This window comes from Cohnella nanjingensis, assembly GCF_014212125.1.
Lineage (GTDB): Bacteria > Bacillota > Bacilli > Paenibacillales > Paenibacillaceae > Cohnella > Cohnella nanjingensis.
Window position 1 is genome coordinate 107,222 of record NZ_JACJVP010000032.1, and the last position, 26,717, is coordinate 133,938.

Annotated in this window: 36 protein-coding genes; all 36 read left to right on the plus strand. The window is 56.3% G+C overall.

Going from position 1 to position 26,717, the window contains the following annotated elements:
* Positions 1-993, plus strand: a complete 993-nt coding sequence (locus H7C19_RS20115) for an AAA family ATPase (RefSeq protein WP_185670838.1) — start codon at positions 1-3, stop codon at positions 991-993.
* 243 nt (positions 994-1,236) lie between these two features.
* Positions 1,237-1,554, plus strand: coding sequence for a hypothetical protein (locus tag H7C19_RS20120; protein WP_185670839.1), 318 nt, complete (start codon positions 1,237-1,239; stop codon positions 1,552-1,554).
* Positions 1,555-1,778: 224 nt separating this feature from the next.
* A complete protein-coding gene (locus tag H7C19_RS20125) occupies positions 1,779-2,003 on the plus strand; it encodes a hypothetical protein (RefSeq protein ID WP_221469356.1) in 225 nt (74 codons plus the stop codon).
* The gene (locus tag H7C19_RS20130) at positions 1,996-2,541 is read left to right on the plus strand and encodes a hypothetical protein (protein WP_185670841.1); all 546 of its coding nucleotides are present in this window, start codon (positions 1,996-1,998) and stop codon (positions 2,539-2,541) included. The genes H7C19_RS20125 and H7C19_RS20130 overlap by 8 nt, the downstream gene beginning before the upstream one ends.
* Positions 2,542-2,578: 37 nt before the next feature.
* Positions 2,579-3,370, plus strand: coding sequence for a hypothetical protein (locus H7C19_RS20135; RefSeq protein ID WP_185670842.1), 792 nt, complete (start codon positions 2,579-2,581; stop codon positions 3,368-3,370).
* A gap of 174 nt (positions 3,371-3,544) precedes the next feature.
* The gene (gene zapE, locus H7C19_RS20140) at positions 3,545-4,507 is read left to right on the plus strand and encodes an AFG1/ZapE family ATPase (protein ID WP_185670843.1); all 963 of its coding nucleotides are present in this window, start codon (positions 3,545-3,547) and stop codon (positions 4,505-4,507) included.
* A 15-nt stretch (positions 4,508-4,522) separates the two neighbouring features.
* Entirely contained in the window at positions 4,523-4,819 is a 297-nt protein-coding gene (locus tag H7C19_RS20145; protein ID WP_185670844.1) for a hypothetical protein, read from the plus strand.
* Positions 4,771-5,262 (plus strand): host-nuclease inhibitor Gam family protein, encoded by a 492-nt coding sequence (locus tag H7C19_RS20150; RefSeq protein WP_185670845.1) that lies wholly within the window; start codon positions 4,771-4,773, stop codon positions 5,260-5,262. The genes H7C19_RS20145 and H7C19_RS20150 overlap by 49 nt, the downstream gene beginning before the upstream one ends.
* Before the next feature lie 92 nt (positions 5,263-5,354).
* Entirely contained in the window at positions 5,355-5,504 is a 150-nt protein-coding gene (locus tag H7C19_RS34380; protein ID WP_221469357.1) for a hypothetical protein, read from the plus strand.
* Positions 5,491-5,637, plus strand: a complete 147-nt coding sequence (locus H7C19_RS20160; protein WP_185670847.1) for a hypothetical protein — start codon at positions 5,491-5,493, stop codon at positions 5,635-5,637. The genes H7C19_RS34380 and H7C19_RS20160 overlap by 14 nt, the downstream gene beginning before the upstream one ends.
* A 339-nt stretch (positions 5,638-5,976) precedes the next feature.
* Entirely contained in the window at positions 5,977-6,384 is a 408-nt protein-coding gene (locus tag H7C19_RS20165; protein ID WP_185670848.1) for a regulatory protein GemA, read from the plus strand.
* A 23-nt stretch (positions 6,385-6,407) separates the two neighbouring features.
* On the plus strand, positions 6,408-6,740 hold the full coding sequence (locus H7C19_RS20170) for a Mor transcription activator family protein (RefSeq protein WP_185670849.1): 333 nt from the start codon (positions 6,408-6,410) through the stop codon (positions 6,738-6,740).
* Positions 6,741-6,896: 156 nt separating this feature from the next.
* The gene (locus H7C19_RS20175; RefSeq protein ID WP_221469358.1) at positions 6,897-7,232 is read left to right on the plus strand and encodes a hypothetical protein; all 336 of its coding nucleotides are present in this window, start codon (positions 6,897-6,899) and stop codon (positions 7,230-7,232) included.
* A complete protein-coding gene (locus H7C19_RS20180) occupies positions 7,229-7,522 on the plus strand; it encodes a hypothetical protein (protein WP_185670851.1) in 294 nt (97 codons plus the stop codon). Before H7C19_RS20175 ends, H7C19_RS20180 begins: the two co-directional genes overlap by 4 nt.
* Entirely contained in the window at positions 7,522-8,082 is a 561-nt protein-coding gene (locus H7C19_RS20185; RefSeq protein ID WP_185670852.1) for a phage protein Gp27 family protein, read from the plus strand. Before H7C19_RS20180 ends, H7C19_RS20185 begins: the two co-directional genes overlap by 1 nt.
* A 330-nt stretch (positions 8,083-8,412) precedes the next feature.
* Positions 8,413-10,164 carry a phage terminase large subunit gene (gene terL, locus H7C19_RS20190; RefSeq protein WP_313731862.1) on the plus strand — a complete coding sequence of 584 codons (1,752 nt, stop codon included), beginning with the start codon at positions 8,413-8,415 and terminating at the stop codon, positions 10,162-10,164.
* Positions 10,146-11,654 carry a phage portal protein gene (locus tag H7C19_RS20195; RefSeq protein WP_246469622.1) on the plus strand — a complete coding sequence of 503 codons (1,509 nt, stop codon included), beginning with the start codon at positions 10,146-10,148 and terminating at the stop codon, positions 11,652-11,654. Before terL ends, H7C19_RS20195 begins: the two co-directional genes overlap by 19 nt.
* The gene (locus tag H7C19_RS20200) at positions 11,655-11,966 is read left to right on the plus strand and encodes a hypothetical protein (RefSeq protein ID WP_185670853.1); all 312 of its coding nucleotides are present in this window, start codon (positions 11,655-11,657) and stop codon (positions 11,964-11,966) included. It begins immediately after the preceding gene.
* Positions 11,967-11,972: 6 nt separating this feature from the next.
* On the plus strand, positions 11,973-12,977 hold the full coding sequence (locus H7C19_RS20205; protein WP_185670854.1) for a retron-type reverse transcriptase: 1,005 nt from the start codon (positions 11,973-11,975) through the stop codon (positions 12,975-12,977).
* 148 nt (positions 12,978-13,125) lie between these two features.
* Positions 13,126-14,172, plus strand: a complete 1,047-nt coding sequence (locus tag H7C19_RS20210) for a transcriptional regulator (RefSeq protein ID WP_185670855.1) — start codon at positions 13,126-13,128, stop codon at positions 14,170-14,172.
* A 24-nt stretch (positions 14,173-14,196) separates the two neighbouring features.
* Positions 14,197-14,580: a DUF2190 family protein gene (locus H7C19_RS20215; RefSeq protein ID WP_185670856.1), complete on the plus strand. Its 384-nt coding sequence runs from the start codon at positions 14,197-14,199 to the stop codon at positions 14,578-14,580.
* Positions 14,581-14,620: 40 nt separating this feature from the next.
* Entirely contained in the window at positions 14,621-15,652 is a 1,032-nt protein-coding gene (locus tag H7C19_RS20220) for a phage major capsid protein (protein ID WP_185670857.1), read from the plus strand.
* A 59-nt stretch (positions 15,653-15,711) separates the two neighbouring features.
* Entirely contained in the window at positions 15,712-16,071 is a 360-nt protein-coding gene (locus tag H7C19_RS20225) for a hypothetical protein (RefSeq protein WP_185670858.1), read from the plus strand.
* Positions 16,068-16,460, plus strand: coding sequence for a Fe-S protein (locus H7C19_RS20230; RefSeq protein WP_246469623.1), 393 nt, complete (start codon positions 16,068-16,070; stop codon positions 16,458-16,460). The genes H7C19_RS20225 and H7C19_RS20230 overlap by 4 nt, the downstream gene beginning before the upstream one ends.
* Positions 16,460-16,891 carry a hypothetical protein gene (locus H7C19_RS20235; RefSeq protein ID WP_185670860.1) on the plus strand — a complete coding sequence of 144 codons (432 nt, stop codon included), beginning with the start codon at positions 16,460-16,462 and terminating at the stop codon, positions 16,889-16,891. The genes H7C19_RS20230 and H7C19_RS20235 overlap by 1 nt, the downstream gene beginning before the upstream one ends.
* The gene (locus H7C19_RS20240; RefSeq protein WP_185670861.1) at positions 16,888-17,727 is read left to right on the plus strand and encodes a hypothetical protein; all 840 of its coding nucleotides are present in this window, start codon (positions 16,888-16,890) and stop codon (positions 17,725-17,727) included. Before H7C19_RS20235 ends, H7C19_RS20240 begins: the two co-directional genes overlap by 4 nt.
* Positions 17,728-17,736: 9 nt before the next feature.
* Complete coding sequence (locus H7C19_RS20245; RefSeq protein WP_185670862.1) at positions 17,737-17,928, plus strand: YqzN/YkzM domain-containing protein; 192 nt, start codon at positions 17,737-17,739, stop codon at positions 17,926-17,928.
* Positions 17,929-19,398: a phage tail sheath family protein gene (locus H7C19_RS20250; RefSeq protein WP_185670863.1), complete on the plus strand. Its 1,470-nt coding sequence runs from the start codon at positions 17,929-17,931 to the stop codon at positions 19,396-19,398.
* An 11-nt stretch (positions 19,399-19,409) separates the two neighbouring features.
* Complete coding sequence (locus H7C19_RS20255) at positions 19,410-19,817, plus strand: phage tail tube protein (protein ID WP_185670864.1); 408 nt, start codon at positions 19,410-19,412, stop codon at positions 19,815-19,817.
* A gap of 13 nt (positions 19,818-19,830) precedes the next feature.
* A complete protein-coding gene (locus H7C19_RS20260; protein ID WP_185670865.1) occupies positions 19,831-20,241 on the plus strand; it encodes a phage tail assembly chaperone in 411 nt (136 codons plus the stop codon).
* A gap of 395 nt (positions 20,242-20,636) precedes the next feature.
* Positions 20,637-22,733: a tape measure protein gene (locus H7C19_RS20265; RefSeq protein ID WP_221469359.1), complete on the plus strand. Its 2,097-nt coding sequence runs from the start codon at positions 20,637-20,639 to the stop codon at positions 22,731-22,733.
* A gap of 263 nt (positions 22,734-22,996) precedes the next feature.
* A complete protein-coding gene (locus H7C19_RS20270; RefSeq protein WP_185670867.1) occupies positions 22,997-23,650 on the plus strand; it encodes a LysM peptidoglycan-binding domain-containing protein in 654 nt (217 codons plus the stop codon).
* Positions 23,647-24,732 carry an XkdQ/YqbQ family protein gene (locus tag H7C19_RS20275; protein ID WP_185670868.1) on the plus strand — a complete coding sequence of 362 codons (1,086 nt, stop codon included), beginning with the start codon at positions 23,647-23,649 and terminating at the stop codon, positions 24,730-24,732. The genes H7C19_RS20270 and H7C19_RS20275 overlap by 4 nt, the downstream gene beginning before the upstream one ends.
* 16 nt (positions 24,733-24,748) lie before the next feature.
* Positions 24,749-25,135: a hypothetical protein gene (locus H7C19_RS20280; RefSeq protein ID WP_185670869.1), complete on the plus strand. Its 387-nt coding sequence runs from the start codon at positions 24,749-24,751 to the stop codon at positions 25,133-25,135.
* Positions 25,128-25,580, plus strand: coding sequence for a DUF2634 domain-containing protein (locus tag H7C19_RS20285; RefSeq protein WP_313731863.1), 453 nt, complete (start codon positions 25,128-25,130; stop codon positions 25,578-25,580). The genes H7C19_RS20280 and H7C19_RS20285 overlap by 8 nt, the downstream gene beginning before the upstream one ends.
* Complete coding sequence (locus H7C19_RS20290; RefSeq protein ID WP_185670871.1) at positions 25,580-26,695, plus strand: baseplate J/gp47 family protein; 1,116 nt, start codon at positions 25,580-25,582, stop codon at positions 26,693-26,695. Before H7C19_RS20285 ends, H7C19_RS20290 begins: the two co-directional genes overlap by 1 nt.
* Positions 26,696-26,717 lie beyond the last annotated feature (22 nt).

A 26,717-nucleotide genomic window follows, 5' to 3' on the forward strand; every position in this document is an offset into this window, starting at 1 on the left:
ATGACATTGTTGCAAATCACACCGGCCGAAGAGGTCGCATCCAAAGAAAAAACCCTCCTCCAGATGCTAGTCCGGAAAGAGGGCGTCAAAATCGCAGATGCCGCTAAGCAGATTGGGAAGTCTCGCAGCGCCATCTCACTCTATATTAACGATAAATACACGGAAACTGAAGACCTGAAAATTGCTGTAAGAGAATACCTCAAGGCCGTCGGTGTCTGGACAGAGGATTCCGAGGTTGACGAAGCTAAGCCGGCCATCGATTACATTATCGGATCGGACGAGCTGCCCTTCGTGGAAACCTCCGACGTCAAGCGGATGCGTTACGTTCTGAAGAAGGCCGCGACCAAGCAGAAGTTCGGTATCGTCGCCGGCGACCCCGGACTAGGTAAGACCGAAACGCTCAAGAAGTACATGCTCACGAATCCGGGCAGCGCGATCTATATCCGTTGCAAGTCCACCCACACCGTGAAGAGCCTGCTGCAAGAGCTTGCCGACGCCCTTGGCCTCCCGGATGCCGGTAGCGCCAACCAGCTGACGCGCCGAATCGTGAAACAGCTGATACGCAGCCCTCATTTCCTCATCTTTGACGAAGCCGATTTGCTGAAGACGGTCGACAAGTACGAGGCGCTCCGAGACATTTACGACGAAGCCGGCAACATCGGCGTCGCCCTGATCGGGAACCTGGCCCTGGCTGAGATGTTCCTGGACTTCGCCGATATGCGTCCGGAGCTGAAGCGACTGGCCGACCGCGCCCCCTTCCATCAGCGCCTCAACGGCCCCAGCCGCGAAGAGGTCGAGCAGCTCTTGGAGCGCGTCAACCTGACCCGCCCAGCTAGGCAGCTGATGATTCAGATCGCCATGAACCCCCGGAAGGGCGGCTTGCGAAACTGCGTTGAGATCCTCGACGTGCTGCTCGACATGACGGAAGGCAAGCCGATTTCCGAAGACATGGTGCTTGATATTGGACAGATCAATCTTAATGCGAATGCGTGAGGTGTGATTAAAGATGGCCGTTCTTATTCGATTCATCAACCGACTGTTGCGCTTGGCCGGCTTCCAGCCGGCGCAAACCAGTCAGCCGAATGTGTACCCTGCAACTACGCTGACGCCTATCAATACAGGCATCGTCCTTCGCAGCGAGAACGTACAGCGTCTCGCCATCCGGAAAAAGCGAAGTCAGGCGCGAAACTGGAACAAATGGCGAAGGCGGTGTTCACGCCGGGGAGGGCCGCCGTGATGGAGATCGTCGGCAGGACTGTCAGCCAGCAGCGCGGGAATCCGTTCGGAGGAGGCGCAGCGAGAAAAAAGCCTCTCCGGTGGGAGGATCGCATCCAAGCCGCCCGACGACGTGGAACGACGCTGCGGCGGTTATATCGGGACAAACCCCTGCACGTTTACCGCGTTTCGTTCACGCGGCCGAGCGGCCACAAATGGGATCTGATCATGGATGCCATCCGTGACGAGGCGCATGCCATTGAACGCGCGCGGGTCCATTATGAGGCTGTTGAGATCCACCGCGTTGCATTTATTGGCTACATGCCTTTACCCCATTAAGGAGGCGCTATGCGCAACTATCCAGGCCCGGTGGACCTCGCCATCCCGAACCAAGCCAACGAGCTGCGCGGGACGTGCGTCAGCGAGGTAACCACACGGCAAATGACATCTGAAGAGCGTCAGAGACTTGGTAGCCTTGAAGCTAACCCTCGGGACTCGAAATTTAAAAAGCCCTTCTCCCTCCCTACGAGGAGGAAAACCACTAATTGATGGAGGCGATCTACATGAAATTGAATATCCAGCTCGTGATCGACGACAACGTTGTCCGCGCAGCCTTAAAGGAACGCGGGGTCGATGTGAACAAAGCGAATATAGCACGGCTCGGCAAGCTAATCTCTGGCAATCACCTGCGTGCCGACGCAGAGTTTCTCCAAACCCTGACCGAAGACCGTTCGGAGCTGTTGATGCACGGCTTCACCTTCCGAAAGGAGGCCGAACGGATTGGATAAACGACTGATGGCTCAGCTTCGGGATTCTCATGTAGTGATCAAACGTGACGATTTGTCTCACTTGACGAAGCTGGAGCGAGGTGCTCTCGCGTTGGTTATGGAATCTGTTGCCCGTTACAGGATCGAGTCCGGCAAGCGGCCGAATCATCGATATCTTGTCATCAATACGGACGAGCCTTATGCAGAGGATATCGTCGACATCCTTCGTGCCAATGGTCACTGGGAAGACGGACAAGCGGGGCGGCCTCGTGTGAGTCGGGCGGATATCTACTGGGATGCGCTCAACGAAGTGCGGCAGCTCACGGCCGGTCACGAAGGCGAACCATTTGACTGCATCGGTGCCACAGCGGAATATGCGCTAGCCATAACGGAGCCGGCTGCGGCCGCACGAGAATATCTTCGCCTTAGCAACGTAGAGCGTGGCCTTCAGGATTACCAAAACATTATGCCTTCCGGTGCAACTGCTAAGGACGTGTTCGCCTGGATCGAATCTACCACCGGGTACCGCAGCGCTATGGAAGATCTGCCTGAGTCTTGAGGGACAGGCAATTATTACCCGATTGGGGGGGGAGAACATGCCATACATCATCCAAGATATGGACACAGGTGCTTGGCTGAAACATAAAACCGGCCATGGGGACGATCATCCTTTCGAGGACGTCTTCGACCAGACTGTCGCCGAACGCTATGTTGGGTTCGAACATGTATGCTACGTCGCGTTCTGGTATACCGACAAGGACCGCAAGTGGAGAATCGTCGATGTCGAATCGGAGGAGACGTTCGTTCATGCGGGAGGCGGAAAATTCGTTCGTGAAGATCGATCTGCTGTTTTTGAACCAGAGGAACCTGACAGTCTGACGCCTGCAAAACGCTTCCGTTGGACAGACCGGCTAGCCTGCGTAGAAGCATTATCCTTGGAGACGGCAGACAACGGCGGCAGATATGCCGCAGCACTCCGCACCATCCGACTCCGTGATTATTGTCGGAACGCTTCCAGAATGCCACAACGCCAGCATGCGAGCTTGAAACGCGATGTCAACAAAATGGTGAAGGATATTCTGCACATGCGGGAATCTGCCGACGTCGGGGATATCGTAAAGATTCAAAAACTTGTTCCGTCCGTCTTGCCTGGCAGCGCGATCCGCGACGGCCGCAAATTGGTAGAAGCGGAAGTCATCAGCAAAGTGAGAGTCGCATCGTCCTTCCGCTATCAAGTCAGGAGGCTGGACGATCAAGCGATTCAGACCGGTAACGGCCATCTGATCAAATCCATTGTTCGGAAAAACGACTCTATGAAAGGTGACTTGTATGACGAAAAAACGACCAGCAGCGCAGCCTACCCTCGTCGCACAGCCACCAGATCCTAATCGATCGTTTGTCCTCCTGTCGCTCAATGAACTGAACGCCGGAACGTTGGCCGTCTCTCTTGAAAGCCTCTATCGCCAGGTGCAACGACAGCCTAGAGAACGAAAGGTCGAAAAGCTCCACTTTGACGAGACGGGTCGGGTTCTTGATGTCCGTTACGCGGAAGAGGCTAAGCCATGATCAGCATGAAGGACGCCATCCAGCAGAACACTGGTCTGATGGCCCGCGTTGCGGAAGTGCAAAACCGGTATACTCCGGCGTACTACCGCGAGCAGCTCCCGGAACTGGCAGATCTCGACGTTACAGACGACCAAATCCGCAGGGCGAGTGTGCAGCTCTACGAGCGCATACGCCAGAAGGAACAGTGCGCGAGCTGCACAGGCTATCTCAAGTGTCAGCGGCCGGTAGATCATGAAGGCATGATCGTCGTCTTAGATGTGCAAGGGAACGACGAAGCCGCTCATGGCAGGCACATCTGCAGCCGGCTGCAGAAGTGTGAACGCTTGGAAGAATACCTGCTGGAGCAGCGCTGGTCGAAGCTCCTCCAACTATCCGGAAAGGCGGCCAATGACAAAGGACTTACGTTTAGCAATTTTCCCAGCGCTCAGACGCGCCGGCACAAGAAGCTCTGCGCTTACGTTCATGATTTCGCGAACAATTTTGAGCCGGGACAGCCAAAGAGCGGCGTTTACATCTTTGGGCCGCCGGGTACCGCCAAAACCCATCTGATGCTTGCGATGGTCAATCGTTTGGAGGAGCGGCGAATACCATGCCTATTCATTCGCACAGACGCTGTCTACCGTAATCTGCGGGGCATGCTCACCCGCAAGGAAGCACTGGATACCGTTCTTGAATCGTACAGCAGCACTCCTGTCCTGGTGATCGACGAGTTTGCTCAAGAAGCCGCTACAGATTTTACTGTCGACATCATCTTCGAACTTATCAACGCTCGTTACGGAAATGGATTGCCAACCTTCGCGACCAGTAATTACAGTCCAGATGACATCTACAGCAAGGCAAGCAAAAAGCTAGGCCTTGACGCGAAGGTCGAAGCAATCCGCAGCCGGCTCCAGCAGCTCATGATGCACAAATACATGGACGGTGAAGACGGCCGCCGTCTCAACCGGCCGGATCTATAAGGGGGAACCATCATCATGCCCTACAATCTTTTCGAAGTCCCGCAGGTGAACGGCTTGGACGAGCTAAACGCAGCCCACCGTGAGCTGAACCTCGCCTGGCAACAATTCGACCAGTCGCCGCCCGATCCGGCACTGATCGACGCGGCGATCTTTCGAATCAATTCAGCAGAACGCCGGTACAGCGCGATCAAGTCCAATCATCGAGATTCCCGCTCTCCCCGTTCTAACGAAACACTAACTACCACATCGAGAGGATGGCATCAATGGCTAAAACGAAAGAGCAACCCGTTTTCCAATCTTGGGACGAAGTGAACGAGGGGATGCGTTCCCTAATCGAGATCGACCAACACGTAACGAACATTGAGTCGACCATGAACAATCAACTGAACGAGATCAAGAAGGATGCCGAGCTACGAGCGAAGCCCCTGCTCGCCCAGAAAGAGAAATTAATGAAGGACATCCAGGCCTTCACGGAGCATCATATCGATGAATTCCGCGAGAGCAAGACGAAAAGTCTCACCTTTGGTGAGGTCGGCTTCCGCCGGGCGACTAGTATCTCGTATCGGAATGTCAAGGCCGTCCTGGAAGCGTTGAAACTGCACAAAATGACGGATTGCATCAAAGTGACGGAGGCCATCGAAAAGGATCAGTTAAGCAAATACGATGACGCCGCCCTTGCACGGATCGGAGTGAAGCGGACATCGAAGGACAAATTCTTCTTGAAACCTGCTGTCGAAAGGATTGAGGTTCAATGACAACGAGAATCACGCCGAAGGAACGGTCGACCAATCGGCCGCAGCCGCTCCTCCGTTCCCTACCAACCGGCCGAGCACAGGTCCAACTAGATATGGACATCACGACGTCGACGCGCGGCGCGATGGACTTACTGAGCGGTGTCAGCACGTTTATCCAAACAGCAGGAGATAAAGGGAAATTTCGCTTGATCCTCTCGCTCGAAAAAGCATCCGAGGAGGAATCCGTGAATGATGATAGCTGAACAAGCAATCGAATTTAGCCCCCACTACGACCGCCTCTTCGACGCCGATCTGACAACAACAGGCGGATCGTATCGCTGGATGATGTCGATTGAGGATTGCATCTGGCAATACCAACATGGAGTGGATAACTAGCGCGAATGACACATAACAAACAGAAGACCCTCATTCGTGAGGGTCGGACTGTTTCAGGAGGAACACTTGTGGCAAGCGGCTGCATTTTTGGGGAGTGTCCATATTGTGGTGAGCTGGTGTGGGAGGACGGATATAGCCTCGATAGATTCGACCGCATATGTTGCATAGGCTGCCGTGTCAAAGCAGGAAAGAAAGCCGCGATGGAACTCAAGCTGAAGATCATGCAAGAAGCGTTAGAAAAATTGTCTCGGGAATCATTTGTCGCAACTGAAGCGCTATTTAAAGTCCGAGAGATTGACGGGCAGCTTTGAAGTTGGTGATTGGGAGGGATTTAAGATAATGATCACAGCTGAACAACGAAGGAAAATATTCGGCCTGCAAAAGCAACATGCGGTAGATGAAGATGACCTGTACTCAGTGGTCGAGCAGATCAGCGGAGGCAGAAGCATCTCGGCCTTGACCAAGGACCAGGCTATCCAAGTTATCGACCGTCTGGCCCGACTGGCCGGGGAAGCAAAACCCGAGCAGCGCAGCAATCGTGCAAGCGATGCCCAGCTCAGCAAGATTCAAAAGCTGGAGAAAGACATGGGTTGGTCGACCGATCCATCCAGGCTACAGGGCTTCTTGCGCAAGGTCGTTGGCGTGGACCGGCCGATCTGGCTGACCAAGCAACAGGCGAGCAAGGTCATCGAAGCCTTGAAGAACATGCAGGGCCGCGCGGAACGCCGACCACCGCCGCAGCCATAAAACATTGCGGGGGAGGAATGTGTATGAGCATAGTTGAACATTGGGTAAATGATATCAGACCCGAAGACCTACCTGATCCGTATAACAACATCGCGCTGGAGATTGGTGTGGATCAAACAATGAAGATAGCCTTGCGTTTTGGCGGGACTCAGGTGTACTTTCCAAAGTACGACAGCGTACTGAGCAACGCCCGAGATCGCCAGATTCGCAAAGAGTACGACGGATACAATACGAAGGAGCTTGCATTAAAATTCAACTTGACGGAGAATTGGGTGCGGAGTATTGTACGGGGTAAGTCTCCGGAGGAGGATCTGGACCAGAACCAGCTGAAGCTCTTTGACGACGATCCCCTGTGAGTGTTTCACCAAAGTATGTTTCTCAACTGCTTTACCCGACTATATGAGCCATATTCGATAAGCTATCAATGTAACCACACATTGATAGCTTTTTTATTTTTCAAAGGGGGATTTCAACTGGATACGTTGCCTGTCGGAGTACTTGCATTTCTGGTTGTGACGATGCTTGGCGTCGTGAGCTATTTTCTCAAGGATCTGAACTCGTCGATCAAGCAAAAGGAAACCCAGCAAGACAAATCTTTGGACGGTATCAAATCGGAATTCAGCAAGCTGAAAGAAGAGCTGCCGGCGAAGTATGTGATGAAAGAAGATTTTAATCGAGTCCTGCATGAGCTCAAGGAAGATCAAGCTCGCAACCTGAAAGAACTGAAAGACGATCAGACACGCGCCATTGCTGGCGTCGAACATAAAGTAGATACGCTGACCCGGGACGTGCGCGACATGCTGCAGCTCGTCTCGAAACTTACAGGGGCTGGGGGCAAATCGGAATGAACAACTCAAACAAGGAAGTTCGCGGCTTCATCCTTTCCATTCTAAAGCTGCAATATCCAGGAACGGCGAGCGACCGGCTGATCAGTCTGACGCTGAACGATTCGCATCTTGAGTCCGCTCTGCCGCAGATTCGCGGTCACCTCCACTATCTCGAAGAAAAGGGCTACGTCAAGACGGAGGAAGGCAACGAACTCGGCATGCAGCGGACGATGGCGACGCTGACGGCCAAAGGCATCGACCTGCTTGACGGCAACATCCCGGATGAACCGGGCATCATGGTGATCCGATAATGTCCCGCCGCAAGCACAGCAAAGTCCTCCAGCTGCCGGAGGAGATCGTCGAAGCGGTCAACAAGCAACTGACGAGCGGCATCCCCTATCGCGACATTGCGGATGCGATCAATAAGCTGACCCCGGAGACCGGCATCGAGGTCAGTCACATGGCCGTGCAGCGATACGGCAAGGACTTCCTCGGCCGGCTGGAGCGATTGAAGATCGTCAATGAGCAGGCCAAGGCCATTATCGACTCGCACGGAGACGGCCCGGATACGGCGCTCAGCGAGGCAGCAAACAAGATGGCGCTGTCGATCATCATGGAGACGCTCCTCTCCGCACAGAACAGCCTGGAAGGCGAGAGCCTGACAGCTGTCATGCGGGCGCTTGCCCAGCTGCAGCGCAGCTCCATCGCGAGTGAAAAGCTGAAGTTCCAGTTCGATAAAGGCGTATCCAAGGCGGTCGCCGAAGTCCGGGCCGGTCTCCAGGAAGAGCTGAAGAACGATCCCGATCTGCATCATCGGCTGCTGGAGAAGCTCAGCCAAGTGGAAGCGAACTTGCTAGCCGCTGCCAATTAAGTCGCTGATTGAACGAAAGAGGTAGGGTTATCCATCCTACCCAGAGGCCTGGGATGTGGGTCCTCCCCCTCCCTGCATCCTGGGTCTCTGAGTGCGGATGGATATCGCACTACGCTCCTTGATAACGGCTGCCAAGCCGTGCGTCTGACAAGCGCACCATATCGCCCCTTATTAGGGATGCAGGGGCCGCTAGCCGAGCAATCGGGACGGGCTGGGAACCCGTACGGCGTTGCGACGATCCGGTTGATCCGGGGAGCGATCAGTGAGAACAACCGCGAACCTGCATCCGCTGGAGACGATGTCTCCGAATCGAGCCGGAGGTGATGGACAGTGAAGCCGTCCAAAGGCAAGACGAGCGGCTCCTCCCTGCTGCAGAGCCTCGTCGGCCAAGAAGAAACACGACAAACCGAAAGTTGGGAGCTTGCGTTGTGGGAGCAACATGCGATCAAGTTCTCGGCTGTCTATGCAAATAAAGGCAAGCTGCCCTTTGCCGGCCCCGCCGGATTGCGCCGGATGCTTGGGGCGCATGACTTGGAGTATTTCGGGAAGGCCTACTTCCCCCACTACTTCAGCCGGCCCGCCCCGGAGTTCCATCGTGAGCTTGACGCGATCTGGCAAAAAGGCGTGTTGAAGGGCTTGGTCCCGCTCGAACCCGAAACGGTTAAGCGGATCAGCCGCATGAAGGGCGTCAAGCGAGCGATTGCCGCGCCCCGTGGTCATGCCAAGTCGACATCCTTTACGTTCAAGGATGACATCCATGCCATCCTCTATCAGTACAAGCATTACATCCTGATTCTCTCCGACTCGTCCGACCAGGCGGAAAGCTTCCTCGAAAACATACGCGAGGAATTCGACGAGAACGAACGGATCAAGGAGGACTTCGGCGATCTACAGGGCAAGGTGTGGCGGAACGACGTGCTGCTGACTAGTACCGACATCAAGGTCGAGGCGATCGGTTCGGGCAAGAAGGTCCGGGGCCGGAAGCACCGGAACTGGCGGCCGGATCTCATCGTCCTGGACGATATCGAGAACGACGAGAACGTCCGGACCAAAGAGCAGCGGAAGAAGCTGTCGAACTGGTTTTTCAAGGCCGTTTCGAAAGCCGGCGATGATTATACGGACGTCGTCTACATTGGCACGTTGCTCCACTACGACGCGCTGCTGACGAACCTGCTCAAGAATCCCGGCTATCAGGCCAAGAAATACAAGGCCGTCATTACTTGGTCGAATCGACAGGACTTGTGGGACGCTTGGGAAGCCATCTACACGGATCTCGACAACGAGAACCGCGAGCAGGACGCTCTCACATTTTTTGAGACAAACCGTGAAGCGATGCTGGATGGGACCCAAGTTCTCTGGGAAGACAAGCTGTCGTATTACGACCTGATGGCCATGCGTGTATCGGAAGGTATTGCCTCGTTCAACTCCGAGGAGCAGAACGACCCGATCAATCCGGAAGACTGCCTCTTTAATGAGGAATGGTTCGATTACTATGACCCGCTGCAGATCGACTTTTCGGAGGGGTTCATATTTATCGGCTTCGTCGATCCCTCGCTGGGCAAGACGAAAAAGAGCGACTACAGCTCGATCATAACGCTGGCCGTCCAAGTGAAGACTGGCTACATGTTTATCTTAGATGCCGATATCCAGCGCCGCCATCCGGACGTGATTATCGAGGACGTGCTCCAGAAGGAGCGCTGGCTGCGTCTGACCTATGGCCGGGGCTATACCAAGTTTGGCTGCGAGACGACCCAGTTCCAATGGTTCCTGAAGGAGCAGCTCGCGGCTCGTTCCGCCGAGGTGGGCTTGTACCTTCCGATTGTCGAGGTCAATCCCAAGGCGGACAAGAAGATGCGGATCGCGACACTGCAGCCTGACGTCAAGAACAAATACCTGAAGTTCAACCGGCAGCACAAGCTGTTGATCGAACAGATGACAAATCATACCGAAAAAGGCGACTCCCACGACGACGGCCCAGACTCGCTGGAAGCCTGCCGAACGCTGGCTAAGGGCGTCGGCAAGCTGGATAGTAAGTTGCTGGGAGTCTTTAGGGGGGTGAAGATTTGGCCGCGAATTGGCTGAAGACCTTTATCGGTGAAATATCGAAGCTGCGCACGAACGCCTGGAAGATGATCACCGGTCGGATCGGAGGCAAGTACAATCTTGGGTCCAGCGGCCTGACTGTGGACAATAGCCGGGTGGATTACGCGAAGGCACGGGCGCTCTATGACAATAGCGAGGATAGCTATAAGTTGTCCGCCGGCTTTTGCAAGCCGCTCATCAATGCGAAAGCCGGCTTCATGGGCGTTCCTGCCTTCGAATCCGAAGATGAAGACGCCAATGAAGTGCTGAAGGATTTCTTCGGGGAGAATCATTCCAGAATGAATCGGACGCATGGCAAGGCGCTTTCGGAAGGTGACTGCTTTGTTTGGCTCACGCGGGAAGAGACGGACAACGTCCTCTATCCCGAATCGGGTGCGCGGCTGAAATACACCATCATCCCGAACGAAGAAGTTATCAGCATTTTGCGAGATCCGCTGACTCGCGAACCGGTCGAGTACGTCCTCCGCTCGACGGTGGAATGGTTGGACGACAGTGGCGAGAAACGGAAGACGGTCGTCGATCAGCGCATCACTCGACACCGGCGGACGGTCGAACTAAGCGGCGACTTGATTCCAGGCTATGAGAGCTTTCAAGAGATTCAAAATCCTTGGGGCTTCATTCCCATTGAGCATTTCCGCAACGAAGCGGCCGAACATCGGATCTATGGCCAGAGCGATCTGGAGCCTATCGAGCCCTTCCTTCGCGCCTATCATGACGTGATGATGGACTCGCTCCAAGGTAGCAAGCTCCACTCAACGCCTCGGCTGAAGCTGACGCTGAAGGATGTCTCTTCCTTCCTCGCCAACAACTTCGGGATCGCGAATCCGCTGGAGTTTGTGCAGAAAGGCGGGACGATCTCGCTGGAAGGCAAGGAGTTCCTCATTTTCACCGAGGGCGAAGACGCTGCTTTCATTGAAGCTCAGTCGGCCATGGGCAGCGCTGCCGATGCACTGCTCAAGCTGCTGTACTACTGCATCGTCGCAACATCGGAAACACCGGAGTTTGTCCTGGGCGTGCATACGCCATCGGCCCAGGCGAGCGTCTCCGAGCAAATGCCGGTCTTTGTTCGTGCGGTCAGCCGCAAAAGGGACAGCTTCGCCAGCAACTGGAAGCGACTCGCCCGCATGGTGCTCGCCATGACGGCAGCCGCCGAAATGAAGCAGTTCGAAACGTACGCGACCGAGCTGGTATGGGAAGAGATTGACCCGCGCGACGAGAAAGAAGCTGCCGATACGCTGAAGGCGCTGACGGAAGCTTTGGACACGGCCGTCCGGGGCGAGATGTTGTCGAAGGACTCGGCCGCCGAGTTCCTGAAGGCGTACATCCCTACCATGAAGGATTATGATGCGGATGACCAAACGGCCGACACGGAGCTGAGACGAATCATCCAGAACAGAATCGTTTCGGAGCGACTGGCGGACGGCGCGGCCGGGATTGAATTCCTGAATCGAACAAACGAGGTGGCATAGATGTTCTCTTTGCGCTACTCTCCGGGATCGTCTGTCCTGATCGTCTCGGACCAGTACGAATTCGGCTTGCCGCTAGGCGCTGAAGCTCGGGTTATCGAAGTGGACCCATCCGGCTTTACTGCCACCCCTTACCTTGTCCATGTACCCGCCATCAAACGCAGCTACTGGGTCGCTACCGGGGATCTCCGCACAGCGGAAGAGCAGATGGCGGACGAGGCAGACCTGATCATCCATCATGCCCTGCTTGATTTCGCGCTCGCTACGCGCAATCAGATCCTGTTCGATTCGCTCTACCCGGAGCCGGCAAGGTGAGACGAAATGAGTGATGACCTTGAGGCAATTAAGAAGGCTGCTGGCGAGTATGCCCAACTGGCGATTGCTGCTCGCCGGGAATTTATCATCCTACGCCTGAAGCAAGATACCGAGATCCGGAACGTGCTGATCCGCGCGGCCAGCTCGCTCTCCAAAACGATGGAAGGCGGCGGGAACGCACCGATCTCCGGCCGCCTGATGACCAAGATCGAGCAGCAACTGAAGGATCTCGCCAACCAGCTGCAATCGGAATATGCCGATGCCGTGGACGGTCAGATCAAGAAGGCGGTCGAGATCGGTACGCAGACGAGCAAGACGATCACGCTCAACCTGCTGACAGGCAAAATCAAGACGCCCCTCATCACGAAGCAAGGCATCGATGATGTCTTCGTACGGATCAATGAAGATGCCGTGCGGGCCATGTGGGAACGCACAAGCCATGGCCTGAAGCTCTCCAAGAGGATCTGGAACATGTCCGAGCAGAACGTCAAGGTGATGACAACCATCGTCCAGGACGCGGTCGCGACCGGGCAGGATGCCGTCCAGACAGCTCGGATGCTGGAGCAATATGTGAGGCCGGAAGCGAACATCCCGGTCAAGTATATGAAAGGACTCATGGAGCGCACCGAAGGCATCCCGGAAGATCTCAGCTACCAGGCGTTACGGGTTGCCCGGACGGAAGCGACGGCAGCCTTCGGTCTGGGCACAATTCGAGCGGCACAGGCATCGCCCAGTGCCATCGGCATCCAGTTCTGCTTGTCTCCCTCTCATAAGGTGCGAGACATTTGTGACGAGCTGGCCACACACGATGTCGGTCTTGGACTGGGGGTCTATCCGCTGAGCGATCCGCCACCCTATCCGGCGCACCCGAATACGATGTCCTTCCTGGTCGAAAAGCATCTGGAAGGCGACGCATTTGTGCAGGATCTGCTCGCCTGGGTGGATGATCCGAACAGCCAGCCGAACCTCGAAAGCTGGTATCAGGACGTTTACAAGCGGACGACCGCCTAGAATCGATTCTGAGCCGCTACGGGAATTGTCGCCCGATTGTAGGACGAGCGACGTTTACCCGCGTTATCACGCGTTATAACGGCGTTAACGGGCGCAATTTGCCGAACGGTGTCGCGCACATCGAAATTTAGAGGCACGAGGTGATGAAATGGGCAAAAAAATGACCTGGTCGCGGCTGCCGGGGATGACCAGCTCCACGATCCGGCCGGAAGACATTCCGCCGGCACCCGGGGTCGACGTCGAGGCCATCAAAGCCGGTGATGCCGATCCTCTGGAAGTGGTGGTCGAGGTACCGGCCGGCAAGTCGACACGAGGTTGGAACTACAAGCCAGAAAGTTTGAAGGCAATCGTAGATCACGTGAACCGCGATACGCTTTCCGGATTCCTCGGCCATCAAAAACCGGAGGATGTGTCGAGTGCATTCGAAGCGCCCGTGACGCACTGGGTCGGGGCTAAGATGGACGGCGCAAACGCCTACTTTCGCGGAGTCATTGACGCAGCTGCGTCGGATCTCAAACGCTGGATTCGGGCACGCAGGATTAAACAGGTCAGCATCTTCGGCATGCCCAAGTTGGCAACCGTCGCCGGGGAGACCGATGTGGTCGATTACCGACCGCTGTCCATCGATTGGACCCCTCTCGACCGGTCCGGTATGCCGACGAGGATCGTTGCCACTGGCGAGATGGACGTATTAGAAGAAGACGAAGACCAAGGAGGAACCCAAGTGAACTGGAAAGAACTGATCGCGCAGCTGCTCGCCCTTGTATCGGGCGGCACGGTTTCCGTGACCGATATCATGGCCGAACTTGATCCGGAAGGATCGGCCAAGGCCAAGCAGGACGCGGAGCTGATCGCCAGCATCCGCACCGCGCTCGGGATTGCCGATGATGGCGATGTCCTGGCTGCCGTGACGGAGGCTGCGAAGGCGCAGGCCGATGCCGGCAAGACCGATCCGAACGCGCTGGTCAACAACGCCGTCAAGAGCAAGGTCGCCGGCGAGATGGCGCAACAGCTCATCGCCAAAATGTTGCATCCCAAGGAAGATGCGACGCAGGAGCAAATCACCGGCGAGCTGGATGCGTTGCTCGCAACGCCGAACGTCAAGGAAATGATCAGCAAACTGCATCTCGACCACACCCTTACGGGCGATGGCGCAGGCGGCACGGCCGCAACCAAACGAACCGCGTCGATCTAAGACGCCAAGGAGGATCAACCAAAGATGAATCCTGTATCTTCAACGAAGTTCGCCGTCGGCATGAACAAGATCAGCGACGGCAAGGCGGTTGACGTGACGGTGCCGCAGAATACCTCGCTGAAGGCTGGCGACTTCGCCATGCTGGACGGGTTTTTCGGGCTCGTACCGATCAACGTCAAGACGGAGGCCGGCGAGACGGTCGTCATCCCCCTGCAGATCGATCAGGTCGAATATGCCACGGATCAGATCACGGTAGCCCAAGCCTTCGCCAAGGGCACCAAGTGCTACTGGGATGCCGCCACGAACAAGCTGACGGAAACGGCGTCCACGAATCGCCTGGTCGGTATTGTCACGAATGGCAAGTCCGCCAGCAACGTCATCGACTTCTTGCTCGGTCCGCAAATCTAAGCATCCGCGTCTAGCGGATAGCCACGGGAGGAAATCAAGAATGAAAGTAATCACGATGGACGGCCTCCGCGCCGCCCGGCGCACTGGCACGATCCAGCAACCTGTCAGCTACAAAATGAACGGAAAATCGCATGCCGTCACGAAGCAAATCGTCAACGGCGAGATGGATGTCCGCTGGTTTGAAAAACCGCTCGGCGAGCTGATGACGTTCGGCAGCATCGCCGATCAGAAAGCCTTCAGTGAGAAGGTCGTCCTGGACGTCGAACTCGGCCGGGAGCAAGTGCCGTTGCTGTACAAAGAAATCTACGACGAGATTAGCGACCCGAACCTGCCCAAATTGCTGGAAGCCAAATGGGCGCTGACTGGAGCTTGCATCTTCGCGGAGCACATCGAAGCCGGCGAGGTCAAGTTCAGCACGCTTATGGCTGAGCAAGGTCCGATAGCCAAGATCAAGACCTACACCGGCGGTTTCGAATATACGAAGGAAATGTTTGAGTACAATCAGACTTACGACGTTGAGACGCTCAACAAAGGCATGGGCGAAGGCTGGAATGCACTGCTCAACCATCTGCACCTCGGCGCGATTATTACCGCCACCTACAAACCGGAGAACAAGACGGCTGTCGTACCAGGTGAAGCCGGCGACGAGCGCTGGGTGACGTTCTATCGCACTCTTTCGGCTGCCGTGAAGGCTGCCGCGACTGCGAAGCGACCGGGTACGCTGCTGCTCGCCGCAACGTCGGACCGTCAGGACATCGAACAAGCGTTGAAGGGCTTTACGCATGATGGTACGGTCTACCCGCCGATTCCAGGTATCACGACCATCGTGTACTATGACGGATACCAGATCACGGTCGGCAAAAAGGAATACAGCTACCCTGGCGTTACGCCGGGCAAAGCGTATCTCATCCGCCCGAAGCGCGGCTTCAAGGAACTGATCAAGCGCGACTTGGAGATTGAGACCAATCAAGGCGATCTCTCCCGCCTGGTCGAGAGACAGGTTGTCGGCTACGGATTCCGCGGCGTGTTCGCGGCAATCGGAGAGAACATTCAAGAGATCTCCTTCTCCTAATCAATACCTACAAGCAAAGGCCGGCAGTTCGCCGGCCTTCGTGCTGATTGGAGGGCAATATGATCGCAACCCCTGAATCCATTGTGGAGCTGCGAGAGCTGTTGGACGAAGAGATCCCGGATGGCGGCAGCGAAAAGGATACGGCGTTCACCGATGCCCGGCTAGTCTCCTTGCTTACGGCGGCCAGCAATTTACATGCAGCTGCTGCAGAGGGATGGCGCAGGAAAGCGGCGAAGCTGCAGAAACGACTCGGCGAGATGGCGTCCTATTCGGTCGGCGATGAAAAGTACCAGTATACGTCGCTCTCGTCTGCGCTTGAAGCAGCGCTGAAGATGGCCGACACGTTCGACGAAACGGCTGGGAAGTCCTCGTCGACCGGCAGTCTCATGATGCGGTTGACGCCGCCGAATATCCTATGATCCCTACGATTACGCCCGCGATGCGTGAGCGGCACGTCCGCTGGAACATTGCCCAGAACCCGGTGGAGATCCTGCTCGAACGCACGAGCAAGGTCCGCGCCGGTGGCGGGTACCGTGACGAAAAGTCGAGCCATGGCCCCTTTACCGTTCGCATCTACATGGCTAGCTCCGCAGGAGCCAACGAAAAATCGTCCACAGTCGGAACCAAAAACGTGAGCGCCACATTTTCGCTATTGGCCGATGCGTCTGCGGACATCCGGGCCGGGACTGATGTGACGGACCGGTTCGAAGCAGCCGGGGTCGGAAGTTTTGAAGTCTCGGACGTTGTGCCGATCATGTTGCAGGGCGAGATATGCGGTTATCAAGTCAAGCTGGAGAAGGTGACCTGATGGGCTTGGCGGATCAATTCCAGCAGAAGATTGAACGCCGGCAAGCGGCTACGTTGGCCCTCGGACAACATTGGGCAAAGCGCATGGAGTCAGAGGCCAAGCAAAAGGCGAGCTGGCGGGATCGCACCGGCCACGCCAGGCAGGGCATTCATGGTGGCGTGGAAAAGCGCCGCGACGTCATCGTCTTATATCTGGCACATAGCATGCGCTACGGCCAATGGTTGGAGACAGGCAGCGCACCGCATGTCATCCGAGCCAAGACCAAGCGAGGGCTGTTCTGGGGCGCGACCCGCGCGAACGGAAAACCGCTGATCGTGAAGAAAGTCAACCATCCGGGAACGAAGGCCCGCCCCATCATCCGACCTACCATGGAAAGGAACCTGAAGGGACTGCGGGCCGATCTGCGCAAGATTTGGAGCGATGGTAAATGAGAAATGGCATACGGCAGCGGCTGCTGACGGCCGTACCGGGCATCACGGATGTCTACGAGCCGCACGCTGCAGATGCGGATTCGGTTAAGCCGTACCTTGTCATCACCCAGGGCGAGGACAGCGAAGAAAGCGACTGGGCGGGCTTCCGGCGCATCATCGAGATCTGGCCGGTCGTGGACCGGACGAGCTTTGCCGAGGTCGACAAGCTGGCGAAGCAGATCCAGTCCGCGCTGGACGAGCAGCTGCTGGCCGATCCGGATACGAGTGAAGTGTTCACCTGCTCGTATATCGGATCAAACGGTGCGGACGAGGTAGACACGGAATGGAACGCGATTACGCGGGGGCTGCGGTTCGCAGTCTATGCGATTCAGCCGGTCGGCCTGCCGGAGCTTGCCGTCGACGATCCTTGGCTGGAGGCGCTGGCTGTTTGGACGGAGCAGCAGCTCGGCGCTGACTGGACCGTCTACCGGGGACTGTGGCCGCCGGGCTACACCCGTCCTTCCGTCCTCTGGCGCATTGCCGGCATGGAAACCGGCGAAGTCGCCGCTGCGGCCATTGAAGTCCGCATGCGTTTTGTCGGTCATGTCCTTGGCACGTCCCAGACGGAGACGAATGCAGCATTAGTGCTGCTGCCTTGGAAGCTGCAGACGTCCGTCAAGATCCCGCTGGATCTGGCGGACAGGCGATACCTGCAGGTTATCAATCCGGCAGCGGACCACAAGGCCGATGCGCTGACCGGCGGCCAGCTCAGCGTCACCCTGAAACGGAAAGTCGCACGCCCGGCGGACTTCGCTCCGCTGATGGCGCAAATCTATTCCACTGGAAAATTGGAGTGAGGTGCAACCGTGGCAAAAACCGAACCGCAAGAACAAGCGCCCGCTTACCCGCGCGCCGAACTGCTGGCCCATAGCGAGCAGCTCTTCGACGTCCGGAGCGAGATCCTGATCGGCGCTCTGCACGGCCGCCAGCAGGACGAGTACACCATTGACGAGGTCCGGCTGGCAGTTAAGCAATTTCAAGAGAGGAAGGTGAAGTAAATGGCTGGAGGTACGTGGAGCCCGACAGATATGCCGATCCTCCCCGGTTTCTTTTTGAATTTCAAAGCGGCAGCTCTTGCTGCTATCGGCCCCGGTGCCCGAGGGGTTGTAGTGGTGCCGGTCAAGGCTCACTGGGGTCCCGTGAAGTCCTTTGTCGAGATCGTGAGCGAAGTCGATATCGCGAATCGCTTTACGGATGACGAGTCGAGCGGCGCGACGGCCTATACGACGTTACGCCTGGCCTTACTGGGCGGGGCCAAGAAGGTACTGGCCTATCGGATCGCGGACAGCTCCGCTGCGAAGGCGTTCAAGGTTCTGCAGGACACGACTGCGACGCCGGTTGATGCGCTGCGCATCGAAGCGCTGCATCCGGGTGCCAGAGCGAATGCATTCCGCCTGGTCGTACAGCCCAATCTGGTCGATTCGACGAAGAAAGACATCAAGCTCTATGAGGATACGACCCTGCTGCGGACATTTACTTTCGCGAGCGGCACAGTACAGGCGGCGGTCGACGCCATCAACGGCGACGCGGCTAACCAGTGGATTACGGCTATCAAGCTTGCGGACGGTAACGGTACGCTCGCCAACCAGGCGGGCGCCATACTGAGCGCCGGCGCGTCTGGCATCTCCGGTATTGTCAACGCAGACTATACAGCGGCGTTGTCGGCCTTCGAGACGCAGCAGTTCAACGTGTTGGCGCTCGACGGGATCTCCGATCCTGCCCTGCAAGCAAGCGTGGTCGCTTGGGTAGCGCGAGTGCGGAACGAAGGCAAGTTGATTCAAGCGGTGCTGGGTGGATCGGAGGCGGATGACAAGGCCAGTGACGCCGTCAGCAAAGCGACGGCCCGCAGCGCCAGCTTCAATCATGAAGGCATCATCAATGTGGGCACAGGGGGCGTGCTGGCTGGCGTTTCCTACAGCTCGGCTCAGACATCGGCCTATGTGGCCGGTTTGGCGGCGGGAACGCCTCTCTCGTCCTCCACGACGTATGCCCCATCCCCGTTCTCCGACATTACCCGGCGCTGGTCGAGATCCGAGCAGGAGCAAGCCACCAAGGGCGGTGTCTTCCTGCACATCCATGACGGCCGCCAAGTGAAAGTGCTGAAGGGCATCAATTCGCTGGTAACGCTCCGGGCAGGCCAGAATACCAGCTTCAAGAAAATCCGCGCGATCAGCGTTATGGACGCCATCAATACGGATCTCCTGCAGGCAGCCGAAGACAACTATCTGGGCAAGGTCAACAACACGGCGGAAGGCCGTCTCGCGCTCATCTCAGCCATGAAGGCCTACATGCTGACGCTCGCCCAAGGTGGGGTCATCGAAGCCACGGGATATGACGTGATGCTTGACCCGGCCTACCATAGCACGGCCCCGACCGGTGCTGCCCTGCCGGATCAGGTGTTCCTGAAGTGGACGGCGCGGCTTACTGACGTCATGGAACAAATTCTCGGCACGTTCATCGTGCAATAAGGAGCGATCCCATGCTAGATCCAACCAAAGCGATTCTAGGCACCTTCGGACAGGCCTTTATTGGAGGTGTTTGGCAGACGAACATCAACCACCTGGAAGCAAATGTCGAAGTCGAAAAACGTGAGCTAAAGCTCTCCGGCATGACTTGGTCCGCCTTTAAGATGGGCATCAAAAAAGGCACCGGCACGATGAGCGGCTACAAGATCAGCAGCGCCATGATCGAGCAAGGATTCAAAAAGTTTAACATCATCAGCAGGTTAGACGATCCGGAAGCGTATGGCTTCGAGCGCATCGAGCTGGAGAATTGCATGGTCGACAAGGTTCAGCTCGCCAACTGGACGGCCGGTGAAGAAGTGACCGACGAAACGCAATTTACGTTTGAGGGGTTCACCCTCCACGACAAAATCGAAATTTCCTAAGGGGGACTAGAACATGAGTAACAACGAAATGATGACGGAAGAGCAAGTGCTGCAGAAACTGCTTGAAGCTGACTCGGTGCCAGAAAGAGCGGTGCAACTGGCGCGTCTCGGCATCCCGGTGAAGCTGCGCGGATTGACCGGCAAAGAAGTGTTCAACATCCGGGAACGCGCGACGGAGCGCAAAGAGCGCAAAGGCCAGACGATTGAACGGCTCGATGACGAGGCCTTCAACGTCTCGCTGATCGCGACAGCAACCGTGTCGCCGAATTGGGGAGACCCGAAGCTGCGGGCCAAGTTCGGCAGCGCGAGCAACGCCGAGGAAGTCATCAAGCGTGTATTGCTAGCCGGCGAGCTGTCTGCGCTGGGTGAAGTGGTCTTGGATCTCTCCGGCTTCAATACGGAGCTGGAAGACGTAAAAAACTAATCAAGACCGGGCGTATGGCGAGCATGCTGCACTTGATGTGGGTGCGGCATCACCTGCGACCCGGTGCATTTTGGGAGCTGCCTCGCGGAGAGCAGCTCTTTTTAATGGCCTCCATGGAAGTAGAAATGGAGGCGCTGAACCATAAACCGGAAGGGGGCCGGCCTTGAAGGGAGTGAGACAATACGGCCAAAGATGATGAATTATACCGCGTTGACCTAGTCATCGGGACTAAGGGCTACGAGGAGACGACGGCCGAGCTTCAGGCCATGGACAAGTTCATGGCCCAGATCGAGAAGCGTTCGGCCGCGCTAAGAAAGGTCTCGGCTTCGCCTGCTGTGCGATTGAATGACCGCGTGACGGAACCGGTCCGGCGAGCCACGTCATCCCTGTCTACCTTGGACAAAGTCAAGGCGTCGCCTGCTGCCAAGCTCAATGATCAGGTATCCAGCAAAGTTCGCGCCGCCGGAACGCTGCTGACCGGCCTCACCCGTCGCACGTGGCACGTGACAATCCGCGCGAAGGATCTCATTACCGGGACAATTGGGAGCATCAAGTCGACGCTCTTCTCGCTTCCCGGCATGCTCGGGATGGCGGGCGGAATCGCCGGCGGGGTTGTAGCACCCACCAACTTGTCCGGTCAAATGGAACAAGCGAGAATCGCATTCGAGACGATGCTCGGCTCAGCGACCAAGGCCAGGCGATTACTGGATGACCTTCAGGACTTCGCGAACCACACGCCGTTTGAATTCCCCGAGCTGCGGGATTCATCCAAGCGGCTGCTGGCCTTCGGCTTTACGGCCGAAAAGATTATCCCCATGATGACCGGGATCGGGAATGCCGCATCTGGCCTCGGACTTGGCAGCGAGGGGATTGGTCGTATCACGCTCGCACTCGGCCAGATGAAGGCGAAAGCCAAAGTCAGTGCCGATGAGATGCTGCAGCTCACTGAGGCAGGTATCCCGGCCTGGGACATCCTCGCGAAACGAATGGGGATCAGCACAGCCCAAACGATGAAGCTCGCCGAGAAGGGACTCATCCCGGCGACTCAGGCAATCGAAGCGCTGATTGACGGTATGAACCAACGATTCCCGAACATGATGGACAAGCAGTCCAAGTCCTTGTTCGGTCTCCTTAGCAACATCAAGGACACGTTCAACTCCAAGATCCTGATGCGTTGGGGTGATGGCATTCGTACTGCGATCCAACCCAGATTCCAGAAACTATCCGACTGGATCGATAACAACGAGGCCAAGATCAAGCATTGGGGCGACGTTCTCGCCAAGAGCGGTGGACAGGCAGCGGATTGGGTGGGTCGGAAGTTTGAGAAGCTGATATCTCTATTCGACGACCCCACCTTCCAAAACGCTGACTTTTTCGGCAAAATGAGAATCGCTTGGGATAAGCTGATCTCTGATCCTTTCGCGGAGTGGTGGGCAGCTGGCGGACAAGCCAAGGTCAACAACATCGCGGCCAAGATGGGCGATGCGATTGGCGGGACGCTTGGCGGCCTGATCATGGGGGCGCTCGGCGTGGCTGCTGGCGACAGTTCGGCAGATGAGTCGCCTTTCCTGCAGGCGGGCAAGGTGGCCGGCAAAGCGTTTCTTGATGCCTTTCTTGAGGCGTTCGATGCTGGGAAGATAGCGTCCAAAGCTTCAAATGCGCTCGCGGATGTTAATATGCAGGCAATCAAAAATCCAACTAAGGGTAATTTGATTAACGCTGGTCTCGTCGACGCATTTACAATTACACTTGGGTCTATCCTTCTGGGAAAAGTCCTAAAGCCGATCAAGTTAATCAAAGGTTTGTTTGGAAAAGGAGTAGCAACTGGAACTGCTGCAGCAGGGGCGAAGGTTGCGGCTGAAGCAGCGACGCGAGCAGGCGCAGCAACCGTTGCCGAATCCGTTGTTACAAGAGGAGCCGGAGCAGCCGCAGGGGCTACCGCAGGAGCTGCAGCATTTCCAAAGAGTCCCTACAGTCCTGGTTGGAATCCGCGTTATGTTACGCCGCCTAGACCTGGGGTCCCCTTGCCTCAGACTTTTCCAAAGGGTATACCACTAGCCGGAAATCTCGTCCGAATGTTCATCGGCCCAGAAACAGTCCCTTTGATTGCTGGATCATTAATAAGTCAAAATCTTATCCAGCAGGATCTCAATAAAAAGGCGGACTTTAAGTCGATGTATCAGGACAATCCGACTATGCTTGAATGGGGTAAATTACCAGAGTGGCAACGATTTGGAGTAAACAGCGGGGCACCGATCACCCGAGTCCCGGAGCCTTCGGCTAACTATAGCCAACAACAAGTTAACAATGCCGCTGCCTATTTATCCGGAAAGGAAATCACCCAAGAAAACAAAACGAGCCTTATGGTTCACGTCCCAGCTGGAGCTGTCCAGATCAACATGCCGGCGGCCGAGCTTGATTATGAGACCATCATGCACGACATCGGAACCAATTTCGCCGAAGTGATCCGGCGCGCATACGAAAATAAATAGAGGAATTTGCCATTTCGTGGCGAATGAGTCTATCATCAAAGTTTCGTGCGGAGGTCCCCAATGGTCGTCGCGTTTTTAAATGAACATGTATGGGCATTCCAGGTCTTCTTCTTTCTCCTGATCCTTGTATTCATTTGGATGGCAAAGGATGTTATCTGGGCAGTTAAGGAGAACGATAAAAAGAAATTTACATCGTCTGCAGTAGTTATTGCAATCGATGTTTATCTTCTCTTTGCAATCTACTCTATCTAGTGAGGTGCCTGATGGACTTCCTCTTACGCGATTCCGCCGGCGGGCAGTTCACCTTTCCGGTCAATCCGGAAGAGGTGACCATCCGGCGCGAGAAGCAGTACGAAACCGTCAATATCATATCGTTGGGCGAGATCGACGTCCCACAAGCGGAGAAGGTGAAGGAAATCACCTTCTCTTCTTTTTTTCCTGCGGAATACGACGAGAGCTATTGCCGTTACTACCCGGTCAAAGACCCTAAGACGGCTATGGATTACCTGACGACCTGCATGGTGGCAAAGAAGCCTCTTCGCCTCATCATCGCTTCCGGCGACGTCAAGGTGATTAATGCGCTTGTCCTCCTCTCCGCGCACAACACGAGCCTGAAGGGCGGCGAGCCTGGGGACATCTACTTCGAAGTGACGTTCCGAACCTGGCGGCCTATGCAAGTCCGCACCGCGACGGCAACCAAGCCCGCGTCCGCGAGCAAAGCTACGACTGCTGTGCGGTCGGACACGAAGCCGGTGCCGAAGACGTATACGGTCGTCACGGGTGACAATCTGTCTTCCATCGCCAAGCGACTGCTTGGTAGCAGCTCGAAGTGGAGCGCCATTTACGAGAAGAACAAGGCGACCATCGGTTCTGATCCGAACAAGATCAAACCCGGTCAGAAACTGGTGATCCCATGAGTTATCAGGTGATGCTGGCCGGCAAATATCAGCTAGACGACTTGGTCGAGAGCTTATCGCTCGAAGAGGCGCTCGACGAGGTCGCCTATCGCGCGACGATTAAGCTGCTCGTAACGCCTGACCTGCCGCAGCTGGCTCCAGGCCAATCCATTGAGATCAAGGGTACGCCCACCGATGGCACGGATATCGTCACAATCCTTTCCGGCGTGATCTGGGAATGCGAAAGCACCAGCGCCAACAGCAAGCACCTTCAGCTGATCGCCTATGACAAGATGATCTATCTGGCGAAGTCAGACGATGAGCGCCTCATGACCGCCGGGCAGACGGCAGCTCAGCGGCTGAAGAGCTACGCAAAGGACTGGCAGATACCGCTCGGGAACATAGTGGACACCAAGATCCCCCTTGCTCGTGACGTCAAGCGAACGAAGTCCATCTGGGCCATGATCCAGGAGGATCTGAAAGAGACGGCGGACAAGGGCGGTGGCATGTTCCGCCCGCGTATGACGCCGACAGGTGTTGATCTGCTCCAGCTGGGTAGCAACAAGACGGTGTGGGATCTCGACATTTTGCAGGAGATCGGGCAGCGCCGCACGCTGGAAGGGGCCGTGACGCAGGTGAAGGTGTTGGGCACCCAAGCGCCGAAAGCAAAGACTGCCCCGGCCGAAGTCGATACCAGCAAGATGACCATGGAAGAGATCGGCCGCAAGTACGGCGCGACCGTATCTGGAACCGGAACCGGCAAAAAGGCCAAGATGCCCGAACTTCCCTCCCCTGTTCTTGCCGTCATTAAGGGAGAGACAAGCAAGCTCGGGACTATTCAGAAAGTGATACAAAATGACAAAATCAAATCGGCAGCCGATGCGCAAACAGCCGGAAAAAAAGAACTCGGCGGCATCCAGGAAACCTTTACAGTCTCCGGCCCCGACAACAACCTGATTCGGGCCGGGGACAAGGTTAAGCTCGGGGAGATGCTGTTATTCGTTACCAGCGTCAAACGGGACTTGGGTCAGCCGGGTCACATGGACTTGCAGCTTGCAGCTGAGAGCAAGGTAAGGAGGGATTACTATCGAGTCACCGTTTAAACAGATCGTTAGAGCGATGGAGGAGCGCTTCGGCTCAATCGCCCAGCAGGCCGTCTCGGGTGTACCGGCCGAGCTTGGCACCATTACTTCAACGGGCTTACTGCTTGATTCATTCAAGCACGAGCTGAAGGATTATCTCGTCGCGGACTGGCTGGTCGATGTCCAACTCCCTCCGTTCTCCCTGGTCGGCAAGATGAAACAGCCGGTTGATGCCGATGGCAATATACTAAGCACGACGACGACTTCGAGCTGGACAAAGTTTGAATTCAACGAGACGACCATTCGTGAAGTGCGGATGAACTGGAAGGCAGGTATGCAGCCCGGTGACCGTGTACTGGCCGTACCCGTTAACGGTGGACGTGATGTGATCGTGATTTGTAGGGTGGTGGATGCGGGTGGCTAACCTATTCCCGGAAGAAGAGGCCAAGGTGGAAGATGCCGAACAGTCGGCCGCCAACGAAGTCCCATTCGGCCGATCATGGCGGTTCGACTATGATACCGGCGATTTCTTGATGACACCGACTGGCGAGGTTGCTCCGGCCCAGGAGTCGGAAGCCTGGCTGGAATGGTGTAAGAAAGCGATTCGGACGGAGCGATACAAATACCTGGTCTACTCTCACTCTCACGGACAGGAATTCGAAGACTTGATCGGGCACGGCCTGTCTCGCCCGGCCATCGAAAGTGAGATTATTCGAATCACGACCGAAACGTTGCTGGAAGATCCCAGGACGGCAAGCGTTGATAGCTTCACCTTTAACTGGGAAGATGACAGTTGCTTCTTCAACTGCAGCATCTCCAACGTTCGGGGCGATGGATCTACATTAACAGGGAGCGTGGTGACGACGTAATGGCAAAATTGCCTGAATACCTAAGCGAGCAAAATGAAGAAGACATTTTGAGCCGCATGCTCTCCCGCGTTCCCTCCGATGTAGACAAGTCGGAGGGATCTTTTATTTGGGACTCTCTCTCGCCGGCATCCTTCGAGCTGTTTACCGCATCTCTATGGGCGCAGCAAGTGCTGCAGCGAGCATTTGCTTCAACAGCGTTCGGCCCATATCTGGACCTGCGCTGTGAGGAACATGGGGTGACGCGGCGGCCGGCGGTCGCGGCCATCGGCACTGTGCAGTTTAGCGGCGTCGCGGGCACGGCCGTGCCAATCGGAACGCGGGTGGCAACGCTCGCTGATCCGGTCACCAGCTCAGCCTCTATTGAGTACGAGACGACCAAGACCGTATCCATCGCGGAGGACGGGACCGCGACCGTCGAAGTCAAAGCGGTTGAGCCGGGTGCCCGTGGGAATGTCGCTGCCAGTGCGATATCGCTGATGATCACGCCGATGACTGGGATCAGCACGGTCAGCAATGCGGCGGCCACGTCGGGCGGTACCGACGTGGAGTCGGATGCATCTCTTCTAGAGCGATTTTTGATCCGCGTACGCAGCCCGGGAACAAGCGGGAACAAAGCGGATTACATCCTGTGGGCGCTTGAAGTGCCGGGCGTCGGCGGGGTTCAAATCCTGCCTCTCTGGAACGGGCCGGGCACTGTGAAGGTCACCCTCCTCGACTCTGCGAAGCGGTCGCCGAACGCGGCGCTGGTGGCTGCCGTGCAAAAGTATATCGCGCCGGCCGCCGGAACCGGCGAAGGGAAAGCGCCGATTGGTGCCAACGTGACGGTGGCTGCTGCTACTGAGGTACCGATTAACGTCTCGGTCAAGGTTACGCTTGCCGTCGGATTTAGTCTGTCCGAGGTGCGGGATCTCTTCGTTGCCGGAACCGTCGCCTATCTGCAGGGGTTGGCCTTTAAGGATACGCTTGTGCGGTGGACACGTATATCTGCTATCCTGCTGGATATCCCGCCGGTTGTCGATTATACGGATTTGGTCGTCAATGGCGGGACTGTCAACGTGGAGATGATGCCGGGTCAAGTCGCGGTGATCGGGGCGGTGACGATGAATGCGACCTGATGTAGAACTGCTGAGTATCCGA

Excerpts from the sequence above, each read along its gene's own strand:
- H7C19_RS20260 (WP_185670865.1), top strand. The coding sequence starts at position 19,831 with ATGAGTAACAACGAAATGATGACGGAAGAGCAAGTGCTGCAGAAACTG.
- H7C19_RS20165 (WP_185670848.1), top strand. The coding sequence starts at position 5,977 with ATGATCACAGCTGAACAACGAAGGAAAATATTCGGCCTGCAAAAGCAA.
- H7C19_RS20230 (WP_246469623.1), top strand. The coding sequence starts at position 16,068 with ATGATCCCTACGATTACGCCCGCGATGCGTGAGCGGCACGTCCGCTGG.
- H7C19_RS20180 (WP_185670851.1), top strand. The coding sequence starts at position 7,229 with ATGAACAACTCAAACAAGGAAGTTCGCGGCTTCATCCTTTCCATTCTA.
- H7C19_RS20115 (WP_185670838.1), top strand. The coding sequence starts at position 1 with ATGACATTGTTGCAAATCACACCGGCCGAAGAGGTCGCATCCAAAGAA.
- H7C19_RS20135 (WP_185670842.1), top strand. The coding sequence starts at position 2,579 with ATGCCATACATCATCCAAGATATGGACACAGGTGCTTGGCTGAAACAT.
- H7C19_RS20280 (WP_185670869.1), top strand. The coding sequence starts at position 24,749 with ATGGAGGAGCGCTTCGGCTCAATCGCCCAGCAGGCCGTCTCGGGTGTA.
- H7C19_RS20290 (WP_185670871.1), top strand. The coding sequence starts at position 25,580 with ATGGCAAAATTGCCTGAATACCTAAGCGAGCAAAATGAAGAAGACATT.
- H7C19_RS20210 (WP_185670855.1), top strand. The coding sequence starts at position 13,126 with ATGGGCAAAAAAATGACCTGGTCGCGGCTGCCGGGGATGACCAGCTCC.
- H7C19_RS20170 (WP_185670849.1), top strand. The coding sequence starts at position 6,408 with ATGAGCATAGTTGAACATTGGGTAAATGATATCAGACCCGAAGACCTA.
- H7C19_RS20220 (WP_185670857.1), top strand. The coding sequence starts at position 14,621 with ATGAAAGTAATCACGATGGACGGCCTCCGCGCCGCCCGGCGCACTGGC.
- H7C19_RS20235 (WP_185670860.1), top strand. The coding sequence starts at position 16,460 with ATGGGCTTGGCGGATCAATTCCAGCAGAAGATTGAACGCCGGCAAGCG.
- H7C19_RS20205 (WP_185670854.1), top strand. The coding sequence starts at position 11,973 with ATGAGTGATGACCTTGAGGCAATTAAGAAGGCTGCTGGCGAGTATGCC.
- H7C19_RS20255 (WP_185670864.1), top strand. The coding sequence starts at position 19,410 with ATGCTAGATCCAACCAAAGCGATTCTAGGCACCTTCGGACAGGCCTTT.
- H7C19_RS20145 (WP_185670844.1), top strand. The coding sequence starts at position 4,523 with ATGCCCTACAATCTTTTCGAAGTCCCGCAGGTGAACGGCTTGGACGAG.
- H7C19_RS20270 (WP_185670867.1), top strand. The coding sequence starts at position 22,997 with ATGGACTTCCTCTTACGCGATTCCGCCGGCGGGCAGTTCACCTTTCCG.
- H7C19_RS20125 (WP_221469356.1), top strand. The coding sequence starts at position 1,779 with ATGAAATTGAATATCCAGCTCGTGATCGACGACAACGTTGTCCGCGCA.
- H7C19_RS20250 (WP_185670863.1), top strand. The coding sequence starts at position 17,929 with ATGGCTGGAGGTACGTGGAGCCCGACAGATATGCCGATCCTCCCCGGT.
- H7C19_RS20150 (WP_185670845.1), top strand. The coding sequence starts at position 4,771 with ATGGCTAAAACGAAAGAGCAACCCGTTTTCCAATCTTGGGACGAAGTG.
- H7C19_RS20160 (WP_185670847.1), top strand. The coding sequence starts at position 5,491 with ATGATGATAGCTGAACAAGCAATCGAATTTAGCCCCCACTACGACCGC.
- H7C19_RS20215 (WP_185670856.1), top strand. The coding sequence starts at position 14,197 with ATGAATCCTGTATCTTCAACGAAGTTCGCCGTCGGCATGAACAAGATC.
- H7C19_RS20185 (WP_185670852.1), top strand. The coding sequence starts at position 7,522 with ATGTCCCGCCGCAAGCACAGCAAAGTCCTCCAGCTGCCGGAGGAGATC.
- H7C19_RS20120 (WP_185670839.1), top strand. The coding sequence starts at position 1,237 with ATGGAGATCGTCGGCAGGACTGTCAGCCAGCAGCGCGGGAATCCGTTC.
- H7C19_RS20225 (WP_185670858.1), top strand. The coding sequence starts at position 15,712 with ATGATCGCAACCCCTGAATCCATTGTGGAGCTGCGAGAGCTGTTGGAC.
- zapE (WP_185670843.1), top strand. The coding sequence starts at position 3,545 with ATGATCAGCATGAAGGACGCCATCCAGCAGAACACTGGTCTGATGGCC.
- H7C19_RS20275 (WP_185670868.1), top strand. The coding sequence starts at position 23,647 with ATGAGTTATCAGGTGATGCTGGCCGGCAAATATCAGCTAGACGACTTG.
- H7C19_RS20200 (WP_185670853.1), top strand. The coding sequence starts at position 11,655 with ATGTTCTCTTTGCGCTACTCTCCGGGATCGTCTGTCCTGATCGTCTCG.
- H7C19_RS20240 (WP_185670861.1), top strand. The coding sequence starts at position 16,888 with ATGAGAAATGGCATACGGCAGCGGCTGCTGACGGCCGTACCGGGCATC.
- H7C19_RS34380 (WP_221469357.1), top strand. The coding sequence starts at position 5,355 with ATGGACATCACGACGTCGACGCGCGGCGCGATGGACTTACTGAGCGGT.